This is a genomic window from Rhizobium sp. BK661, assembly GCF_024808825.1.
Lineage (GTDB): Bacteria > Pseudomonadota > Alphaproteobacteria > Rhizobiales > Rhizobiaceae > Rhizobium.
This window is the reverse complement of record NZ_JANTYT010000004.1, coordinates 97103-116374: the sequence shown is the minus strand read 5'-3', so window position 1 is coordinate 116374 and position 19272 is coordinate 97103. Positions and strand designations below refer to the sequence as shown.

Sequence of the window (19272 nt, the reverse complement as noted above, 5' to 3'; positions counted from 1 at the left end):
TGTCCCTCACCATGCAACCTGCCTTCCGTCATAGGCGCAGAAGCTGCCACTGTCAGCCGTGCTCGCGCCGTCAATAGTCCCCTTGAGGTCGTTTGCGCTATGCCGCGCAGCCACCATCGCCCCCTCGCCGCCCATGTTGGTCCTTACCCAACCCGGGTGCAGTGAGAGTACGGCAAGCGCCTGCCCAAGGCCGTGCCCAGCCCCTGTGATCAACACGGTGCGGCCGCTGTCAGCGGTGTTTGACGTCATATCGGCGCTCCACCATGTTGACGAGACTCGCTGCGGCCAGCGTCAGGAAGATGTAAAAGATCGCCGCCGAGTTATAGGGCGCGAATGGCAGGAAGCTTGCTGACTGGAACTCACGCATTCTCTGGGTAATGTCGCGGATCGACAGGATCGATAGCAGTGAGGTGTCCTTGAGAATGGCGATCAACTCGTTGCCGAGCGGCGGAATAACGATCCGCAGGGCCTGCGGCAAGATGACGAGACGTGCCGTCTGCCAGCGGTTGAGGCCGATGCTCTTGGCCGCCTCTATCTGGCCGACCGGGACCGCATTGATGCCGGAGCGGAAGATCTCTGCGAGATAGGCTGAATAGGCAAGTGCCATGGCAACAATGCCGCGCAGGATATTCGGTGGATCGAGCACGCCCTGCGTTGCGTCCTTAAGTGCGCCACTGAGCGGCAGGCCGACATAGAGGACGATCACAAGCATCGGGATGCCGCGGATTGTATCGACCACCAGTTCAGAACCGACGGCCAGCGGATGGCGGTGGTGCAGGAAGCCGCCGAAGGTCAAGAGGCCGAGAATGATCGCAAAGACAACGAAGGTGATACCCGTCGCGCGGTCACGGTCGTTGAGCGCTTCAGTCTTCCACAAGACCGGCAGCTCGGCAGGCGCTGCCGTCGCTGGCAACAACGCGCCGCTCACGCCTTCATTCTTGGCGATCGAAGCCAGAGCCTCTTTTGGCCCGACGAAAGTGCGCACCGGCGTTTCCGTCTCCGGCCCGCCTTCATATTGACCGAAGCGCACGGCGCTTACGAGGCTTGCCGGCGTGTTCGTAACGATGCCTATCTTTCCGTCCAAGGTTCCGGCCAGCACATAGGCATCCCTGGGCTGCAGGAGAAACCAAGCGGCGACGAGCACGAGAAGTACGGTTGCGCCAGCGAAATAACTCGTCGTGCGGGTACTGGCGCGCAACTGGAGCAATCCGACCCAAGCAAGACCGAGCAACGCCGCCAGCAGATAGGCGGCAATAGCCGCGCGCACTGTGGTCGCAACACCCGAAGCGAACGCGATGTGGGCAAAGAACAGGATAAAAACCAGCCCCGCCCCATTGGCGATGCCAAGGACCCAGCCACCGACTCGACGCAACGGCCCCGGCTCTTCGCCGACAGCCGGCCGAGCGGCAAAAAACATAACAATGCCGACAAGGCTAAGGAGCAGATAGGCCGGAAACAGCCAACTCTCGACGCCCCGCAGCATCATTTCGGCTGTTTCGGTGAGTTGTCGCGGGGTAACGCCCTTGACAATCAACTCCGACTTGAACGGATCTACCCCATTGGCAAGCACTGAGGCAACAAAGGGATGAACGAGTGCGGTCCAGATCATGGCAAGCGCCGCCAGAACGTTCACTGCGGCCGCCATCATCGGCCATTGCTTCTTTCGGCCCTTGGCGCTCGCGACTGTTGGCACTGCGAAGCCGGTTGCGAAGGCCAGAAGCATCAGCAGGAAGCCGGGCACGAAGGCCGACGAGCCGTTTTCGACACCGAGGATCGCCTTCAACGAGCGTTGATAAGCGCTTGAGGAAGCAAACAGGTAAACGATAAAGGGCAGCGCGGTCAGGATGATCAGATTGCTCGGACGCACGCTTCTCAGGAACGACATCCATTCCTCCGGGGCATTTCAAGGGTTCGGTCGAGCCGGAGCGCCAAACACAGCGCGCTCCGGAAAGTGGCAAACGGGCTTAGGCGCCGCGGCCTACTTCAGGCCCCAGTACTTTGCGACTAGCTTATCGAGCGTGCCATCGTCCCTGATCGCCTTCAGGCCCTCGTTGAAGACGGCGACGTTCTCATCGCCCTTGCGGAAGACAAGTCCGAGCGGATCGGATTCCAGATCCTTGATCGCAACGACTAGCTCACCGGCGAACTCGCGCTCGTAAGCGCCGGCATTGGCACCATTAATGACGACGCCGTCGACATCTTTGTTCTTCAGCGCAATGATCGCCGCGCTGAAGCTGTCGTAAGCGACCACATTCTCTCTGCCGACTACCTTTTCGGCCACCTGCGCGTCAGTGGTATTGGCCTGCGCTGAAAGCTTTCGGCCGTGTGCCTTAAAATCGTCGAGCGAGGTGCCCTGGTCGGCGACGCGCATCAGTACCGCCTGACTGTTGACGATATATGGGTCGGAGAAATCCATTGCCTTCTTGCGTTCATCGGTGATGGAGACGCCGGACGCGACGAGATCGAAGCTGCTCTGGTCGAGGGCGGCGAAGATGCCGTCCCAGCCAGTTGTCACGAACTCGGCCTGGCAATTTATCTTGGCGCAAACGGCATTGACCACGTCGACGTCGAAGCCGACGATCTGGCCGCTGGTGGGATCGACACTTTCCATCGGCGGCGAGGTTGTGTCCGAGCCGACCTTAACCAGCTTACCACCGAGATCCGCCGCGTAGGCTGCACTTGACACCAGCGCCGAGAGCGCGAGCGTGACGATCAATTTTTTCATGCTTCTCCTCCTCTTGATAAACCATAGGGAAACGGCGCCGGTACACGACGGCCCGTCATTGCCGTTGGTTCGCGACCGCTCGACTGACCACTCTGAATGATCGAGGCTGCGCCAAGCCCTCCCAAGCTTAGAAGCAAGAGGTATCTGACAATAAAAACGATTTCAAGCAAAATAAAAACGTTTTTATTTTCATTTCGCCTATGTCGAAGGGGCGGCACGGCCTCCCTCGGCAAGAACTCAAATCGGAAAGGTGGAGACTTCCTTCGCAGCCTGGCGCGCGCCCAAGCCCTTCATTCGGGAATGTCATCCATGCTTCGGCTTTCGTGAAGTCGTAAGACGATCATCGAGGCCAAGAACCAATTCGGAGGCGCCGACGGCGAATGGAGCGCCGAGCAGCAAAGGCTATGCGGCCGATCTGGATACGTGACGCCGCGCAAGGCTCGGCGGCGTCCCAATAGCATGTTGAACTGACGCTTTACACGTCTTCAGAAATCTGCAGTGGCAGGACCAACCAATGGGGATGGCTGGTCTCCGCCCGCTGCCCAGCTATTTTGTGGCGGCCTTTGGCGCGCTTTCCTGCAAATCCGCTTCATCGGAAAGAATGGCAGCGGCCTCGTTCAACAAAACATCCTTTGCCTTCTTGCGGGCATTTTCCATGGCAATGTCAGCACTTAGGCTGCGTTCGTTTGCCTGCAGGCCGTCATCGGCATCGGGATCTTCGCCATTGTTTGCTTCCGGTCTCGATTTGAGTCGATTTTCTCGAGCCGTCGCTTCCTCGCGGCGTTTGGCCTCGTTGAGGGAGATAACCCCCTTCTCACGCTGCGCCTTGAGATCGGCGATGTCTTCTAGAACGCGTTGAAAGTCCGGATCGCTTTGCACTCGAGCCTCATGACGGCTTTGCAAGCTCGGCAGCAACGTCGCTATATTGCCTGTGGGCGCATACTTGGCAGGTTTGAGTTCGGTCCACGGCAGGGCATTGTCATAACTCATCTCACCAAAGCTCGTCGGATCTGAGAACCCCGGCAAGCTGATATCGGGGGTCACGCCGCGCAACTGCGTCGTCCCGCCATTGACGCGGAAAAACTGGGAAATCGTCACTTTCAGCTCACCGAATTCGGGTTTGCTGTTACGGACCATCTGATCAAGATTGACAACCGTCTGAACGGTACCCTTACCGAAGCTGGGCTCGCCGACGATCACGCCTCGACCATAATCTTGGATTGCCGCGGCAAAGATCTCCGAAGCCGAGGCCGACCCGCGATTGATCAAGACACCCATCGGGCCCGTCCAGACGGGTGTCCGAAAGTCTGCGCTTCTGACCGTGACCTTGCCGTCACTGCCGCGTTGCTGAACGACAGGACCACTGCCGATGAACAGACCGGTCAAATCGATCGCTTCATCCAATGAACCGCCGCCGTTGTTGCGAACATCAATGAGAACGCTGTCGACTCCTTCTTGCTTCAGTTCACCGAGAAGCTTGGCGACATCGCGGCTCGCGCTCCTGTAGTCCTTGTCTCCTTTGCGTCGGGCTTCAAAATCCTCATAGAACGCCGGCAGGGTAATCACACCGATTTTGCGAGTGGACTCACCCGCTTTCACGGACAGTACGGCCTTCTGGGCTGCCTGCTTTTCGAGGTTGATTTTATCGCGCACCAAGCTGACGACGCGATGGGTGCCTTCCGCGCCGGCGTCGGCTGGGAGAATGTCCAAGCGCACGACAGAGCCCTTCTTCCCCCGTATCATTTGCACGACCTCATCAAGGCGCGTGCCCACCACTTCTTTGATTGGTCCATTCTTGCCTTGACCCACGCCGGTAATGCGGTCGCCGACCGAGAGCTTACCGGACAACTCCGCCGGCCCGCCGGGCACGAGCTCACGGACGGTCGTGTAATCGTCGCGCTCCTGCAGTACCGCACCGATACCGACCAGCGACAGCTTCATCGCGATGTCGAAGTCAGCTGAAGCCGTGGCGCCGAAATAGTCCGTATGTGGGTCGATTGACGTCGTATAGGCATCCATGAACGACTGGAAAACGTCATCGCTCTTGTATTTGTATGCGCGATCAAGCGCGTTTGCGTAACGTTTGTCGAGCGTCTCGCGGATAGCCGAGTCAGTTTTGCCGCCCAATTTCAACCGTAACCAGTCGTTTTTGACACGCTTGCGCCAAAGGTCATCGCTCTCGGCTTCCGACTGCGGCCAAGGCTCCTTTTCACGCAGCAGGGAATAATCCTCCTGCACACTGAAATCGAAGCCCTGCTTAAGCAAGTTGCGTGCGTAGTTCATGCGATCGACAACGCGTTGTTCATACACGTTGAAGATTGCAAACGGGATTTTCAGGTCCTCCCGTTCGATAGCATCATCGATCTTGCTGCGGTCAGCCATAAACTTGTCGATGTCCGCTTGCAGGAAGATCACGCGATCCGGATCGAGTGATTTGATGAACCTGTCCATGATCTTGGCCGACAAGGCGTCATCAAGCGGAACGGACTTGTAGCTGAAGCGCGTCAGAAATTTTGCACTCAACTCAGCCGCCTGCGCCTGCTGCTTTTGAGGCGCGAGGACAGGCGGCGGTGCTACTTCAGCATACGCGGACTGCGCGATTGCAAGAAATGCACCAAGGAAAACGTAGGGTATGCGCATTCAGTTTTGACCCAATTCATAATGCCGAGTGACGATGTGCGATCTAGGTGGAGCAATTGTGGTTTTTTGGCAACCACATGGAGCATTCGCCCCAATTCTTAATGCACAAAAGTCAGTTCCAACGGCGATCAGGCAACGCGATGCCTGCGCCACCCCCAATTCCGGAAGGCGTGTCGCCATCCGGCGTGTCACCCGATGATCAGCAGCAACGCGCCGGTGCCAATCAGAACCAGCGTCCATACGAAGTCCACGTTGATCCAGGCGCTACGCAATATCTCGAGCCCGACCCACCGATAGACCCCCAGTGCAACGAGGCCGGTGACTGCCAACATCGCAAGGGTATGGACACCAACCGCGGCGATCGTCATTGCGGCGGAATCACCGATTTCGGGCACCGGCGACTCGGTGAGACATAGGGGCATCAGGGCCGGAAGGACCATCAGCCCCGCGCCATGAGCCGTCGCCATCAGGAACGACCAGCACGCAAGGCCAAAAAGCCCGGTGCGCAAGCCGATGCGAACACGCCGACCGTGCCCAAAAACATGGTGCCAGATCGCCCATGCAATAAGCGCCCCGCCGGTAGCCATGCGCACCACGCCCTCGTTCACGACAAGGCCAGCTGCGACCACCGCTCCGGCCACCAGCGCGATAGACACGGCGTGTCCGAGGGCGATGGCGGGGACCGCCTGGATTACTACTGCAGAGCTCTGCCTGTGGACGCCAAGCGCAACGGCAAACAACCATCCCATCGCCGGATTGAGACCATGAAACGCGCCCAATCCAGCGAGCAAGATCCAGGGCCAAAGGTCGCTCATAGGCGTCTCATTCGCTCCTTACGGATAACAGTAGGAATCCGACGAGCAATCCCCGCCTTGCAGACGGACTTGGTGCGGGCGATGCGAATTCGGCCATTCAACAAAGAATTTTTCGTCGAAGGCAATGCCGCCATCCGGTTTCGCGTCGAGCTTGACCATCCACCCCGAGATACCATCGGGGTAAAACTGCTCGTCGATCGCCCCGTAGAGCGAGTTGGTGAAATAGATGCGGCGACCATCGCGGCTGATCTCCACCATCTGTGGTCCGCCGTTCAGGGCGCCGTTCTTAGCGCCCGGGTGCGATGCACGCGAAACGATGCCGCCAATCCGCACCTTGCCGGTCAGTTTCGGTTTCAAGGGATCTGACACATCGTACTGAAGCAGATCGCCGGTTCCCCAGCAGGACACGTAAAGAAATCTGTCGTCCATGGAGAGATCGATGTCTGTAACGAGCGGCGGTACGGCCTTGAACCCCTTGAGCATTGGCGGCAATTGGTCGGCGTCGGCGGGCTCAGCCGGGATGTCGATCACCTTTGTTACCGCCCATTTTGCGCCATCGCGATGCCAGACCCAGATCGAGGACGAGAGATCCTCAAGGCTGAGCACGCAGTTGACAAATCCATAGGCCTTCGTCGGATCGTGCGCTGGCCTGAGCTCGAATACGAGCTGATACTTCTCGCCAAAATCGATCGTCTGCTGGTGTTTGCGTGTGTGTAGATCCCAGAAATGGAGCCGACGTCCGTATTTCGCACCGAGCAGAATGTCGGGGACGAGACCGTTTTCGAACGTATCCGGCGTGCCCCACTCGCTGGTCACGAGCGTATCGTGGCCAAGGTGCCACCAGACATCATAGGACAGCTGTTGCGGTCCCCGATCCATCTCCCATTGTCCGCGGACGTCGAAGCTCTCGTGATCCATCAGGAAAATACCGCCTGGTGCTTTGCCTTCTGCGTTGCCCAGTGCGGCTACATAGATGCCCTCGGGGCCGCAATGGACCGTATGCGGACGAGAATAGCCGGCCCGTTCGGCCACCTCCGCAGGCTCGATGACCCTGACGATCGACGGATTTTTGCCGTCCGGCTTGGTGTCGACGATATGGATGCGGGAGGATTTCAGTCCTGGCACGACCAGGTAGCGGCGTTCTGCGTGCGGGTGCGGTGCGTTCGGGCAAAGACAGGACGAGCAGGCATTCCAGCCGAAATGGTGCAACTCGTCGCCGACATTCGGCATCGCAAGCGTATTTACGATCTGCCCATAAGTCGCAGACGCCGGATCGACATCGACGATCGCCAGCTGGTCGGGAACCGCTTGCGTTGGATCGAAGGCGGCGACGTAGGCAATTGTCTCCGGCGCGGCCTTCATGGCCATTCTCGGTGATGGATAAAAGCTCGGATCGGGTTTCCACGTTACCATGCGAATTGCTCCTGGCTAGCGTGTGCTGAACAATGAAAATGCTTGCTAATGCTTGCCGACAGCCAACTCACGCTGCGGGCGGGGCAGAGCCGAGGAATGTTCAAAGTTTCGAAACCGGCCGAGCCCAAGAGAATTTCTTCCCGAGCAATTGTCTCAAATAACGGCGGGTTTGGGCAGTCCTTTTTTCGCCGGCCGGTTGGGGCTTCATTTGGCTGCCGATATCACCCCATCTGCACGACGTTGTGCTGCAGGCCATTCAAGCCGTGCCGGCAGCGCTTCAGTTCGGATGCTTCGGCACAGCCCCTTGCTTGCTCCGGCTTCTTGATGCGGAACGCCGGTCCTCCAGAAGGCGCAAGAGCTTGTTCCGTTTCTTCTTCCGCTGGACAAGGTCGATGTCGCTGACAAGCTTTGCCCCTCCCTGACGCCGCTCCAGCGTGATTTTGCGACTATGGAAGGCCTCTAGTTCAGCTCGATGCGCGACGCTCAGGATGGTCACCTTCGGTAATTCATGGATGATCATTTCCATCATCTTGTCCTGGCTCTTGGCATCGAGTGCTGATGTCGCCTCATCCAGCACAATGAGATCGGGATCGTGTAGCAGGAGACGGGCAAACGCGAGCCGTTGCTTTTCGCCACCCGACAGAGTCTGGTCCCATGGCGCGTCTTCTTCAATCTTGTCGTTCAGATAGCCGAGACCGACCTTGTCGAGGGCCTCCTTGATCGTCTCCGGCGTCCAGCCGTCGGCGGCGCCGGGATAGGCGACAGCACGCCGGAGCGGCCCGGAAGGGATGTAAGGTCGTTGCGGCAACATGAACAGTTGTCTGTCGGCATGGAAATCAACACTGCCCTCGCCCCAAGGCCAAAGGCCTGCGATGGCCCGCACCAGCGTACTCTTGCCCGTACCCGACTCACCGGCCACGAGAACCCGCTCGCCCGGTTCGATCTCCACCTGCGTCTCCTTGACCACAGCGGTGCCGTCGTTGAGCGACACGGAGAGATCGTTCAGGCTGAGGATTGCATCGCCCTGGGCTTCACCGTGCTTGATGCGTCCCAAGGCGTCGCTCTGTTCCGCCCGCTCGAGCCCGTCAAGCGACACCATCAGCGAGGCAATGCGCCGTGCACAGGCATTCCAATCGGCGAGACGGGGGTAGTTGTCCACCAGCCATCCGAACGCGCTCTGAACGATGGCAAAGGCCGAGGCAGCTTGCATTACCTCGCCCAAGGTCATGCTGCCTTCAAGAAACTTCGGAGCACAGAGCAAGACCGGTACTACTGGCGCGAATAGGCTCGATCCCTGTGACACAAGCGTTGTGCGCATGTGCTGGCGTGCAAGAAGCGCCCATTGCCTGAGCACCTTTGCAAAGCTTTTGTCGAGGTCGCTGCGCTCCTCCTCTTCACCGCCGAGCAATGCGATGCTCTCGCCGTTCTCCCGCACGTGCGTTAGCGTATAGCGGAATTCGGCTTCCGCCTGATTTTTGGCCTCGGAAACACGGACGAAATGGCGACCGATGACGGCCATCGAACTGGACGTGATCGCGGCGTAGAGTACGGCAGTGACCACCAAAAAGCCGGGAATGGTGACAATCGATCCCGCAATCGGCAGCCTCAGTGCCCCGCCGATCGTCCAGAGCACCACGATAAAGGTCGAAGCAGACAGGAACGCGGCGATAACGCCCGCAATGAAATCGACCGGCGATTCCGTTGCGATCCGCAAATCCTCCGCAATACGCGCTTCGGGATTCTTGTGATCGCCGCCGATGAGGTTCAACTGATAGTAACGCCCGTTTGCGAGCCAGCGCGCGATGACCGCGGTCGTAAGCCAGGAGCGCCAGCGGCGCTGGATCATCATACGAACGGACACCTGTACCGTGACAAGGACTACGCTTCCAAGCACGAGAGGCAGGAATACGACGCTCAAAAAATAGACGGTGCGGCCATTGTGTTGCTCGATGGCGTCAAAGAGTGCTCGATTCCAGATGTTGATCCCATATTGGAAGCCGACATTGGTACCGATGAGGATCAACAGGCCGATTGAGCACGGCCAAGCGAGCTTGTCACCGCTGCGTCCCCAGTAGCGGCGCGCACTTATCCAGAAACGCGTCAGTAGATACCCCCTGCGGGCCTGCTCGACCTCCTCAGGAGTCAGTTCTGGATCGGATTCAACAACATTTGGCGGTGGCACCGCCTCGGCAGTTGGCGCTTCCTCTTGGCGCGCTTGTTCGGCGCCCCGCGGTTTGGTTTCGTCGACCGATTTCGGATCGAGTTTAGTGTCGGGCATAGCGCGACAACGGCTTATAAATCAAAAGGTTTCATGTTCCCCTTGTCGACATTGGCTCACTCGAGCCGGCCGGCCCTGCCGACCGCCCTCAAAGGCATCTTCAGCCGGTACCCGCGATCAGGTGGGTCCTCTCCGAGCGCTGTCAAGCTGCTGCAGCTGACGCCTCTGATCCCGAGCTCAAGGCCATGTTGTCGGTTTAGGATTTCGCCCCCGAAAGATGGCGTAACCTATCTTATCGTCTCGCGACGCGCATGATGAGCGACACGACAAAGAGAACCAGGAAAATGAAGAACAGGACCTGCGCGATCGATGCGGATGCTCCAGCAATACCGCCAAAACCGAGCACGCCGGCTATGAGCGCGACCACCAAGAACACGAGAGCATAGTAAAGCATTTTCACCTCCGTCACTGCGACGACAGAAGAACGGAGCGGCAGGCGATTGGTTCCGCGGACAGGCTACGATGATCCGCAGTTAGGCCGCCGCCACGACGCGGCGCCTCATCAACACTCTGTCGCCATCTTCGGGTTTCGGCGGTTCTGCAGCAGCCAGGTACGCATTCGCCGGAATTGTCAGAACAAACCAAACGCCGGCGCCAAGAACAAAGGATTCACCGGCATGATCGCCACCTCGGGCAAGGATTGGCAGGCAAGCGGAAATTAAAAGCATCAGCACCCGCACGGCCCACTCGGTTTCCCGCCGTCTAATTGCAAGCGCGGCCATCGCGCGGTACGCGCGGGCATCGTAGTCTCCCCGCTGCGGTCGCGCCAGGAGTTTCCAGGCGGGGGGAAGTGACAGCATCAGCAATGTCCCCGCCGCAAGCAGACTGACGAATCCCGAAAGGAACCACCAGCTCGACGCGAAGAGACATGAAATCACCACAAGGCTCCAGAGAGGGCCAAGCTCGTCCGGCGAACGACGGCTTCGTTCATGCCAAATCTGGAGAACTCGCGATGCGCCCTCCAGCATCGGTTGATCGACAAAACGATTGATGAATTCCATGTAGCGCCCCTTGGTCCTTGTACGCACCAACAGCAGAGAATTCCGGCACGAACGTGGCGCAACGGGCCGTTTGCGAGACCTCGGGGCCTGCGCTCAACAGTTTCGGGCCGCTAAAATCAAAAAACGCCAAGCCTTCCAAGGGCAGCGATTGCCAGCCATGATACCAGACCGGATGCATTTTCTTTCCCTCGCTTTGGAACGGACCTTTGCCCAGCACGTTTCGCGAGACATCCGAGGTCAAGGGAAAACAAGGCAACATGCAGGAGTATCGATCGGCGGACGACGCCCCCACAACGCGGAATGCATTCCAGCTAGTCACCGCCGCCCTGAAACGCCCGTCCAGGCAGACACCTTCACAACAGATCATACGGCCCCGCCGCAACGCCTGGCGCAGCGGTGTCGCCGATGAGACCACCTTCTTGATCGACGGCTCCGCGTATTTTTCTGCGCTTGATCAAGCGCTTCGGAAAGCGCGACGGGAAGTATGGATCATTGGTTGGGATTTCAATCCGGATATTCGCCTGAGACCAGATGTCAGCTCCGAAACGCTCGGCGAGCTACTCCTGTCTCTTGTTGACGACATCCCGCAGCTCCGGCTCAGGATTCTGGTCTGGGGCATGGGGCCAATCTATTCCGGCAAGTCCGTGCGATTGTTTCGCAGAAACGCCGTCTCCATCCACCCGCAGATTTCGCTGCGGTTCGATTTTGGTCATCCGCTCCGTGCTTGCCATCACCAGAAGCTCGTATCGATTGATGGTTCCCTCGCCTTTTTAGGGGGCATCGACTTGACGGACCGGCGATGGGACGAACCCGACCATCGGGTTGAGCACCCCCTAAGGCGATCAACGGACGGCACCCTCTACCCCCCGGTACACGACATTCAGTGCCTCGTCTCCGGCGAGGCCGCGCTCATGCTTCGTGACCTGGCACGACGACGCTGGAATAGAGCGACGCGCGAGAGGATTGTGCCTGGTATCGAACCCACCGAGGCTGGCCCGCTCTTGGCCGCCGACATGGTCCAGACTCCTGCCGCCATCGCCTTGACGGAACCAGGCCTGATTGGCAAGCGCGGCCGCTATCAGGCCCGTCGGCTTACGCGCGACGCCATAGCCGCAGCAAAGCGTTTGATCTATATCGAGACCCAATATCTGGCATCCGCTGGTGTAGGACGGTCGATTGCAAGGCGACTGAAGGAGCCCAACGGACCGGAGATTGCCGTCGTGGTGACGAAGAGCTCGCACGGCCTGATTGAGAAGCTTGCGATGGGCAACAATCGCGACCGACTCATCCGACGCTTAAAGCGCTCCGATCGCTTTGATCGGCTGAGGGTAATGTATGCCGTTGTGCCGGATGGCACCGGGGGTGAACAGGAGCTTATCGTCCACTCGAAGCTTATTATCGTTGACGACAGTTTCGTGCGCATAGGCTCGTCAAATCTCAACAACCGCTCGGAAGGACTGGATACCGAATGCGACCTTGCCCTCGAAGCCGACTGTTCTGACCATCGGGATTCCATCAGATCGCTACGTCATCGACTAATGGCGGAGCATCTTGGAGCAAGTCCAGCCGTCGTGCGCGAGATGGAGCAAACACGGACGATGCTTGAGACGATCGCGGCGCTCAACACCGGTGAACGTGGGCTCAGGGACTTCAAGGTTGATCTTCATCGTGGCGAAACCACCCCGTTTCTCGGCACGTCCCTTATCGATCCCCGGCGCCCATACTGGCCGTTACAGAAGTTGCGCTTGCGACTGGGGCGGTTGCTCAATGCGCTTCTCTAGCTGCTTCTTCCGCCCTCTGCGGACGGCGACCTCGCTAATTGCGAAAGCCGGCAACCCCAGCAGAAGCGGAAGCAGGAAGTAGATCGCCCGAAACACGATCAGCCCGCCGATTGCGGCAGCGCCCGGCAGGATGGCGCTGACAACTGCCTCCAATACGCCGAGACCGCCGGGAACGTGGGTGACGAGGATGGCCATGTTGGCCAGTACGAAAGCAGCCGCACTTTGACACTCTTGTCTTGGGAACGATCTAGGTTCTGGCGGGTTCCAGCTGCATGAATACAAGCTCCCCTCTCCCTCAGCACTTGGACCGCCGCGAGTTCAAAATCCTCACTTATAATGTGCATAGTTGCGTCGGCACCGACCGCCGGGTTGATCCACACAGGATTGCAGACGTGATCGCGCGCTCGGAGGCAGACATCATTGCCGTTCAAGAACTCGACGTCGGCCGAAAGCGGACGGGCGGGGTCGATCAAGCTGCAACGATTGCGGCTCTGCTCAAGATGGAGGCGCACTTTCACCCCGCACTGCATGTCGAGGAGGAGCGCTATGGCGACGCCGTTCTGACGGCCCTACCCACTCGCCTGATGAGCGCGGGGCCACTGCCCTCGGCTGGCGAGACACGTGGGGCGATCTGGATGCGCATCGATGTCGGGGGATCGGCCGTCAACCTGATCAACACTCACCTTGGCCTGCGCAGTCGCGACCGCGATCGGCAGGTGGCAGCACTTCTCGGCGCGGACTGGATCGGACACCCGGAGTTTCAGGGCGCACCGGCGATCGTCTGCGGGGATTTCAACGCCATTCCATCCTCGCCTGCATACAAAAGCCTCGCAAAGCACTTTCGGGATGCCCAGAGCATGGTCTCCGCAATGCCACGGCCGACCTTTCCTTCATGGTATCCGTTGTTGCGCATTGACCATGTCTTCGTATCGAAAGAACTCCGCGTTGACTCCACCTCAATCGCGCTTGACCCGCTGACGCGCCGGGCCTCGGATCATTTACCGCTACAGGTGAACCTTAGAATCGTGCAGGACCACTCGACCTGAACGCGCGCCCCGCGAAGTCAGCCCCATAACCGACTCGCGAACGACCTGAGCACCGTAAACGATACGATCGCATTGTCGCGGCAAGCTCGCCGAGTTGGTCACCCTATAGGGTGGCTGGATCGTGCCAATTCCGGTCATTCACGATCAGCAGTTCACTTCCCAACAACGCGCCCGCTGGGTGTTCTCGGCCTGACGGCCCCAACGAGGTCCGTCGGCATTCTGCACCAGGTTTGAGATCGAGAATAAGTGCGACGTTCCTTGATCGCCTGTCACTTTTCCGGATTTTGAACGTCACGGAAGGTCTCGATTTCTTCCGGCTCTTTCTCATCCATCCGTGTAATCTCGTTCCTCGCCTCACCGTGCGCGTAAAGCAGTTCGTCCAATTTGGCGTGAATGGCTTGGGTGTCCCGGTGTTCGGCACGCTGGATGAAGAGTGTCATCGACCAGGTGGCAATGGTAGCGACGCCATGCCACTCCAGGGTCTCCGGGCTGAGGATTAGCCATCCAATGGTGTACATGGCGACGACGAGGAAAGCCCATGGGCGGGCAGTCCAAGTACCAAGCTGTGTCAGAAGTGATTGCCACTGCATCGTGTTCTCCATCCGTTGATGGAGTCACAACCCGCATTCACGATCGCGGTTCCGGCAAGGCTACCACGACACAGCCTCAGAGTCCGGGACGCAGAGATCCCCGACAATGAAGACGTCGCGGTTCCCGGGCCTGAGAGCCGTTCCCGCTACACGTGGAGCAGGCTAGGCCGATCAAACCCGGCTCGCTCGTGAAAATTCTGCTCTTAGAGAGTGTCAATGACACCGCCGTCAACGCGAACGGATGCGCCCGTCGTCGCGGAAGCGAACGGCGACGCAAGATAGGTTACTAAGTTTGCGACTTCCTCGACGCTGGTGGCGCGTTGAATGATCGAGCTACCGCGATGCTGCTTGACGAAGGCGGCAGCGATCTCCTCCAATGGCAACCCGGTCTTAGCTTGCTCGTCGGCAAGCATCGCTTCCACGCCTTCTGAAAGCGTGGGGCCAGGAAGGACGGAGTTCACCGTGATACCCGTGCCGGCCATGCGCTTGGCGAGACCGCGGGCGACCGCGATGTCGGCCGTCTTACTAACGCCGTAGTGGATCATCTCGACTGGAATGTTGAAACCGGATTCGGACGCCAAGAAAATCACGCGGCCCCAGTTCAATGTCTGCATGCCTGGAAGATAGGCGCGGGCCAGCCTGACGGCGGACATGACGTTGACCTGCCAGTGTCGATCCCAAACCTCGTCGCTCGCGTCGAAAAAGTCGATCGGCTGGAAGATGCCCGCGTTGTTAATCAGGATGTCTACCTGGGGAACTTGGGCAACCAGGGCCGCACACCCCTCGGCGGTCGAGAGGTCGGCGGCCGCAGACTTGACGCTGCCCCTGGCGCCTTCGCCCTTGAGCCGTTCGGCGGCCTTTGCAGTCTTGTCTTCTGACCGACCGTTGACCACGACATCCGCTCCAGCCCTTGAAAGCTGGCGGGCAATTGCGTAGCCGATACCTTCCGTTGATCCTGTGACCAGCGCCCTCTTTCCAGTGAGATCGATTTGCATTTTTTGCTCCCGTCAAGGTTGGATGACGAAACCTATAGTCAGTTCTGCGGTCCCGCAACGGTCTGACTACCGGGAGACTCAGCGATATTTTCAGACAGCTTCGAGCCGCAATGTCGGATGCGGCCGTACTCTGCCAGTACTCGCCGTATCCGCTGGACCTAGCCGCGCGCCCCTTCCGTCCTCTGGGAGAAGCGCCTCATCCTAAAGGAAATCGTCGCGCCTTGGCGTGAAGGTGTCGATCAGCAGTCCCTTTTCAACGGCGACAACGCCATGGACGAGGTTGGGAGCAACGATGAAGCTGGAACCGGCGTCTAGCCTTGTGGTGACGCCGTCGACGGTGACGTCGAAGGCGCCCTCGGCCACGTAGCTTACCTGGGTGTGTGGATGTGAATGAAGCGCACCAATGGCGCCGGGCTCGAAACTGAAGGCGACGAGCATCATTTCCGGGCGGTGCGAGAGAACGGCGCGCCTGTTGCCGGGTGCGACTTCGGTCCAGGTGATGTCGTCGGGAAGCGTGTAGTGATCGGCCATTATCATCTCCTATCGGGCAAGCCAGCCGCCATCGACCGGCAGCACCGTGCCATGAACATAATCGGAAGCGCGCGACGCCAGATAGACCGCCGTGCCCACCATATCCTCGGCCTTCGCCCAGCGGGCGGCCGGGATGCGCTTGAGGATATCGGCGCTTCGTTCGGCATCGGCGCGAAGCGCCTCGGTATTATTGGTTTCGACGTAGCCGGGCGCGATGGCGTTCACATTGATGCCCTTCGATGCCCACTCGTTCGCCATTAGCCGGGTGATCCCGGCAAGCCCGCTTTTCGAAGCCGTATAAGACGGAATGCGGATGCCGCCCTGGAAGGAAAGGAGCGAGGCGATATTGATGATCTTCGCCGGCGCTTGCCGTGCGACTGCGGCCTTCGCGAAGGCCTGGCAGAGGAAGAAGACGGACTTCAGGTTGGTGTCGAGCACCGCATCCCAATCCTCCTCCGTAAACTCCAGCGCATCGGCGCGGCGGATGATGCCGGCATTGTTGACGAGGATATCGGGCGAGGCGCCGGCGGCAAGGGCGCGTTCGACAACGGCCTTCGCCTCCCCGATATCGGACAGGTCAGCCTTCAGCGATACGAACCGGCGCCCCGTCAATGCGACCGCGTCCGCTGTCTCGTCCATCGCTGAGCGGCCGACGCCGACGATGTCGGCCCCTGCTTCAGCCAGGCCAACCGCGATGGCCTGGCCGATGCCGGTATTGGCGCCGGTGACGATGGCCCAGCGGCCATTAAGATCGAAAAGGCTCATCGCAGGTCTTCCATCGGCACCTTGTCCATGTCGGTGAAGCTCATGTTATCGCCAGCCATCGCCCAGATGAAGGCGTAACGGCCGGTGCCGGCGCCGGAATGGATCGACCACCCGGGCGACAGCACCGCGTCGTGGTTTTTCAGCACGACATGCCGGGTCTCGCTGGGTTCGCCCATGAAGTGGAAAATGCGGGTCGTCTCCTGCATGCCGAAATAGAGATAAACCTCCATACGCCGATCGTGCACATGCGCCGGCATCGTGTTCCAGACCGAGCCCGGTTCGAACATCGTCAGCCCCACGAGCAATTGGCAGCTGTCGCAGACATCTGGGTGCACATACTGATTGATGGTGCGGGCATTGGATTCCTCGGCCGAGCCCACGACCACCTTCCTTGCCATCTCGCGGGTGATGTGCACCGTCGGGCACGCCCGATGCGCGGGCGCGCTTAGCAGATAGAAGAGCGCAGGCGCCGCCGAATCCTTGCTGGCGAAGCTCAGGGCTCCTTCGCCCATTCCGATATAGAGCGCCTCCTGGAAGCCGAGTTCGTAGGGCTTACCCGCGACGCTGACCGTACCGGCGCCGCCGATATTGACGATGGCGGCCTCGCGCCGATCGAGAAAGCGCTCCGTGCCGGTCTGTGCGATCGCGGCGATCTCAAGAGGACTGGCAATCGGCATGACGCCGCCGACGATCATGCGATCGAGATGGCTGTAGGTGAGGTTGGCCTCACCTGGGCGAAACAAGTTCTCGATCACGAAACCGTCGCGCAGTCCCTGGGTGTCTCGCCTTGCGGCATCCTCGGGTCCGACGACCTGGCGTACCGACACTGAAATGGTCACGGGCTATGCCCCTTCTGTCTGTTGGGTGGGATCAGGTGAGCACGACATATTCGGTCAGCTGGTTGATCGTCGTGTCCGCCTTGTCGACATCGAACACCTTGGTGCCGTGGCTCATGATCACGAAGCGGTCGCAGACCTGGTAGGCGTGGTAAATGTTGTGCGTCACCAAGACGCTGGAGACGTTCTCGGCCTTGAGCTTCAGCACCTGGTTCAAGAGCGCCTCCGTCTCGCGAACCGACAGCGCCGAGGTCGGCTCGTCGAGAAGCAGCACGCGCTTCTTGAAATAGACCGCGCGGGCGATGGCGACCGCCTGCTTCTGGCCGCCGGAGAGATTGCCAACCAGCGTATCGGGGCTATCGATGCCGGAAATGTGGACCGCGTTCTGCAGCACCTCCATGGCAATCTCGCGCATTTCGCGCTGCCTGAGGAAGCCGAAGCGATCGGTGAGTTCACGGCCCATGAAGATGTTGCGGGTGATCGAGAGGGAATCGACCAATGCCGTATGCTGGTAGATGGTCTCGATGCCGGCATCGGCGGAATCGGACCGGCAGGTGAAGGCGGTCTTCTTGCCGTCGACGCTGAGGTAGCCGTCCGTCGGCTTGTGAATGCCGGAGATCAGGTTGACCGTCGTCGACTTGCCGGCGCCATTATCCCCGAGCAGGCCAACCACTTCGCCTTCGCCGATGTGGAAGCTCAGATTGCGCAGTGCCGTCAGCGCGCCGAAGCTCTTCGAGATATTGTGTAGTTCCAGAAGATTGGTGGCCGACATCACGCAAGACCTCGCCGCTCGATAAGATGGTTGAAGATGGCGGCCAGCACGATCAGCGTCGCGATGAACATGTCGAGATAGAAGCCCGGTGCGCGCAGCAGGAGCAGCACGTCCGTGATGGTGTGGATCAAGAGCACGCCGAGGAAGATGCCGATGATCGAGCCGCGCCCGCCGCGCAGCGACAGTCCTCCGATCACGCAGGCGGCGATCGCCTGGAGTTCCAATCCAGCGCCCTGCCCCGGCTGCACGCTGCCGACGCGGGCGGTGGCAAGAATGCCGGCCACTGCCGCCATGCCGCCGGCGATCGCGAATGCCACGAGCTTGACGCGGTTGGTGTTAATGCCGATCGCCTCCGCAGCGCCGCGATTGCCACCGGTCGCGAAGACGTGGTTGCCGAAACGGTGACTGTGGACGAGATAGTGGAAGCCGACGACGAAAAGAACGATCCAGATGAAAGCCGCGTTGATGCCAAAAAGCGTGCCGGAGAACAGGCTGGTAAAGATCGGTTCCGGGTCGAAGCGCACCTGGACGGCGCCGTTATAGAGCAGGACCGCGCCGCGCCAGAACAACAGACCGCCCAAGGTAACGATGAAGGACGGCAGCCCGAAGCGCAGCGTGATGTGGCCGTTGAGCAGCCCGATCATGATGCCGGCCAGCACGCCGAGCGGTGCGGCTATGAAGGCGCTCAATCCGGCGCCAACGAGGCTCGCCATCAGGATGGCGGTGAAGGTGTAGACGGAACCGATGGAGAGGTCGAACTCGCCTGCGATCATCAGCACGCCGGCGCCAAGCGCCAGGCAGCCGAGCACGGGAATTGCCTTCATCAGGATCGTCAGGTTCTGCGGCGAGAGATAGCGAAACTGATCGGGATAGAGCAAGGCGCCTGCGATGCAGACGATCTGCAGCGTCATGAAGACGAGGAAGATCGCGCCTGCCGGCATCGCCATGATCTGCCTGAGAATAGGTTGCTTCTGCGTCCGCGACCGGGGCGCGGCACTTTCTGCGAGAATTGGTGTCACGGTCTGGTACTCGATCGATTGAAGACGGAGAACCTGCCGGCATCACCGGCAGGCTCCCACGAAAC

Annotated in this window: 19 protein-coding genes; 2 read left to right on the top strand and 17 right to left on the bottom strand. The window is 59.7% G+C overall.

All coding sequences use genetic code 11. The features are described 5' to 3' along the window. Window positions 1-6: 6 nt before the first annotated feature. The 9 genes from FHX16_RS11270 to FHX16_RS11230 form a co-directional block, all read right to left on the bottom strand. Window positions 7-249: a hypothetical protein gene (locus tag FHX16_RS11270; protein ID WP_183862876.1), complete on the bottom strand. Its 243-nt coding sequence runs from the start codon at window positions 247-249 to the stop codon at window positions 7-9. Continuing rightward, window positions 230-1885, bottom strand: coding sequence for an amino acid ABC transporter permease (locus FHX16_RS11265; RefSeq protein WP_183862878.1), 1656 nt, complete (start codon window positions 1883-1885; stop codon window positions 230-232). The genes FHX16_RS11270 and FHX16_RS11265 overlap by 20 nt, the downstream gene beginning before the upstream one ends. A 93-nt stretch (window positions 1886-1978) precedes the next feature. Beyond that, entirely contained in the window at window positions 1979-2725 is a 747-nt protein-coding gene (locus FHX16_RS11260; protein WP_183862880.1) for a transporter substrate-binding domain-containing protein, read from the bottom strand. A gap of 546 nt (window positions 2726-3271) precedes the next feature. Then, window positions 3272-5365 carry a carboxy terminal-processing peptidase gene (locus FHX16_RS11255; protein WP_183862882.1) on the bottom strand — a complete coding sequence of 698 codons (2094 nt, stop codon included), beginning with the start codon at window positions 5363-5365 and terminating at the stop codon, window positions 3272-3274. A 188-nt stretch (window positions 5366-5553) separates the two neighbouring features. Then, entirely contained in the window at window positions 5554-6180 is a 627-nt protein-coding gene (locus FHX16_RS11250) for a hypothetical protein (protein ID WP_183756285.1), read from the bottom strand. An 18-nt stretch (window positions 6181-6198) separates the two neighbouring features. After that, window positions 6199-7593: a selenium-binding family protein gene (locus FHX16_RS11245; RefSeq protein WP_183862884.1), complete on the bottom strand. Its 1395-nt coding sequence runs from the start codon at window positions 7591-7593 to the stop codon at window positions 6199-6201. A 277-nt stretch (window positions 7594-7870) separates the two neighbouring features. Then, the gene (locus FHX16_RS11240; protein WP_183862886.1) at window positions 7871-9871 is read right to left on the bottom strand and encodes an ABC transporter ATP-binding protein/permease; all 2001 of its coding nucleotides are present in this window, start codon (window positions 9869-9871) and stop codon (window positions 7871-7873) included. 232 nt (window positions 9872-10103) lie between these two features. After that, window positions 10104-10265, bottom strand: a complete 162-nt coding sequence (locus tag FHX16_RS11235; protein ID WP_016554323.1) for a DUF1328 domain-containing protein — start codon at window positions 10263-10265, stop codon at window positions 10104-10106. Window positions 10266-10344: 79 nt separating this feature from the next. Continuing rightward, on the bottom strand, window positions 10345-10872 hold the full coding sequence (locus tag FHX16_RS11230) for a hypothetical protein (protein WP_183862888.1): 528 nt from the start codon (window positions 10870-10872) through the stop codon (window positions 10345-10347). 206 nt (window positions 10873-11078) lie between these two features. Between FHX16_RS11230 and FHX16_RS11225 the strand changes: the two genes are divergently transcribed. Further along, window positions 11079-12653 carry a phospholipase D-like domain-containing protein gene (locus tag FHX16_RS11225; protein ID WP_246712623.1) on the top strand — a complete coding sequence of 525 codons (1575 nt, stop codon included), beginning with the start codon at window positions 11079-11081 and terminating at the stop codon, window positions 12651-12653. Here FHX16_RS11225 and FHX16_RS11220 read toward each other — a convergent pair. Further along, window positions 12603-12848 carry a hypothetical protein gene (locus FHX16_RS11220; RefSeq protein WP_183862890.1) on the bottom strand — a complete coding sequence of 82 codons (246 nt, stop codon included), beginning with the start codon at window positions 12846-12848 and terminating at the stop codon, window positions 12603-12605. The genes FHX16_RS11225 and FHX16_RS11220 overlap by 51 nt on opposite strands. A 77-nt stretch (window positions 12849-12925) precedes the next feature. Here FHX16_RS11220 and FHX16_RS11215 point away from each other — a divergent pair, with 77 nt between their 5' ends. Continuing rightward, on the top strand, window positions 12926-13699 hold the full coding sequence (locus FHX16_RS11215) for an endonuclease/exonuclease/phosphatase family protein (protein WP_183862892.1): 774 nt from the start codon (window positions 12926-12928) through the stop codon (window positions 13697-13699). Between the two features lie 269 nt (window positions 13700-13968). Here FHX16_RS11215 and FHX16_RS11210 read toward each other — a convergent pair whose 3' ends face one another. The 7 genes from FHX16_RS11210 to FHX16_RS11180 all read right to left on the bottom strand — a co-directional run bounded on the left by FHX16_RS11210 (window position 13969) and on the right by FHX16_RS11180 (window position 19207). Then, a complete protein-coding gene (locus FHX16_RS11210; protein WP_183862894.1) occupies window positions 13969-14289 on the bottom strand; it encodes a low affinity iron permease family protein in 321 nt (106 codons plus the stop codon). Between the two features lie 203 nt (window positions 14290-14492). After that, window positions 14493-15284 carry an SDR family NAD(P)-dependent oxidoreductase gene (locus FHX16_RS11205; RefSeq protein WP_016554328.1) on the bottom strand — a complete coding sequence of 264 codons (792 nt, stop codon included), beginning with the start codon at window positions 15282-15284 and terminating at the stop codon, window positions 14493-14495. Between the two features lie 201 nt (window positions 15285-15485). Continuing rightward, window positions 15486-15815 carry a cupin domain-containing protein gene (locus tag FHX16_RS11200; protein ID WP_183756279.1) on the bottom strand — a complete coding sequence of 110 codons (330 nt, stop codon included), beginning with the start codon at window positions 15813-15815 and terminating at the stop codon, window positions 15486-15488. A gap of 9 nt (window positions 15816-15824) precedes the next feature. Next, entirely contained in the window at window positions 15825-16580 is a 756-nt protein-coding gene (gene kduD, locus FHX16_RS11195) for a 2-dehydro-3-deoxy-D-gluconate 5-dehydrogenase KduD (protein WP_183862896.1), read from the bottom strand. Beyond that, window positions 16577-17419 (bottom strand): 5-dehydro-4-deoxy-D-glucuronate isomerase, encoded by an 843-nt coding sequence (gene kduI / locus FHX16_RS11190; RefSeq protein WP_183756277.1) that lies wholly within the window; start codon window positions 17417-17419, stop codon window positions 16577-16579. The genes kduD and kduI overlap by 4 nt, the downstream gene beginning before the upstream one ends. Window positions 17420-17450: 31 nt before the next feature. Further along, window positions 17451-18188, bottom strand: coding sequence for an ATP-binding cassette domain-containing protein (locus tag FHX16_RS11185; RefSeq protein ID WP_183756276.1), 738 nt, complete (start codon window positions 18186-18188; stop codon window positions 17451-17453). Next, a complete protein-coding gene (locus FHX16_RS11180; RefSeq protein ID WP_183756275.1) occupies window positions 18188-19207 on the bottom strand; it encodes an ABC transporter permease in 1020 nt (339 codons plus the stop codon). The genes FHX16_RS11185 and FHX16_RS11180 overlap by 1 nt, the downstream gene beginning before the upstream one ends. Window positions 19208-19272 lie beyond the last annotated feature (65 nt).

Bases quoted from the DNA above. Each gene is read 5' to 3' on its own strand.
- FHX16_RS11270 (WP_183862876.1), bottom strand. From the start codon at position 249: ATGACGTCAAACACCGCTGACAGCGGCCGCACCGTGTTGATCACAGGG.
- FHX16_RS11265 (WP_183862878.1), bottom strand. From the start codon at position 1,885: ATGTCGTTCCTGAGAAGCGTGCGTCCGAGCAATCTGATCATCCTGACC.
- FHX16_RS11260 (WP_183862880.1), bottom strand. From the start codon at position 2,725: ATGAAAAAATTGATCGTCACGCTCGCGCTCTCGGCGCTGGTGTCAAGT.
- FHX16_RS11255 (WP_183862882.1), bottom strand. From the start codon at position 5,365: ATGCGCATACCCTACGTTTTCCTTGGTGCATTTCTTGCAATCGCGCAG.
- FHX16_RS11250 (WP_183756285.1), bottom strand. From the start codon at position 6,180: ATGAGCGACCTTTGGCCCTGGATCTTGCTCGCTGGATTGGGCGCGTTT.
- FHX16_RS11245 (WP_183862884.1), bottom strand. From the start codon at position 7,593: ATGGTAACGTGGAAACCCGATCCGAGCTTTTATCCATCACCGAGAATG.
- FHX16_RS11240 (WP_183862886.1), bottom strand. From the start codon at position 9,871: ATGCCCGACACTAAACTCGATCCGAAATCGGTCGACGAAACCAAACCG.
- FHX16_RS11235 (WP_016554323.1), bottom strand. From the start codon at position 10,265: ATGCTTTACTATGCTCTCGTGTTCTTGGTGGTCGCGCTCATAGCCGGC.
- FHX16_RS11230 (WP_183862888.1), bottom strand. From the start codon at position 10,872: ATGGAATTCATCAATCGTTTTGTCGATCAACCGATGCTGGAGGGCGCA.
- FHX16_RS11220 (WP_183862890.1), bottom strand. From the start codon at position 12,848: ATGGCCATCCTCGTCACCCACGTTCCCGGCGGTCTCGGCGTATTGGAG.
- FHX16_RS11215 (WP_183862892.1), top strand. From the start codon at position 12,926: ATGAATACAAGCTCCCCTCTCCCTCAGCACTTGGACCGCCGCGAGTTC.
- FHX16_RS11210 (WP_183862894.1), bottom strand. From the start codon at position 14,289: ATGCAGTGGCAATCACTTCTGACACAGCTTGGTACTTGGACTGCCCGC.
- FHX16_RS11205 (WP_016554328.1), bottom strand. From the start codon at position 15,284: ATGCAAATCGATCTCACTGGAAAGAGGGCGCTGGTCACAGGATCAACG.
- FHX16_RS11200 (WP_183756279.1), bottom strand. From the start codon at position 15,815: ATGGCCGATCACTACACGCTTCCCGACGACATCACCTGGACCGAAGTC.
- kduD (WP_183862896.1), bottom strand. From the start codon at position 16,580: ATGAGCCTTTTCGATCTTAATGGCCGCTGGGCCATCGTCACCGGCGCC.
- FHX16_RS11185 (WP_183756276.1), bottom strand. From the start codon at position 18,188: ATGTCGGCCACCAATCTTCTGGAACTACACAATATCTCGAAGAGCTTC.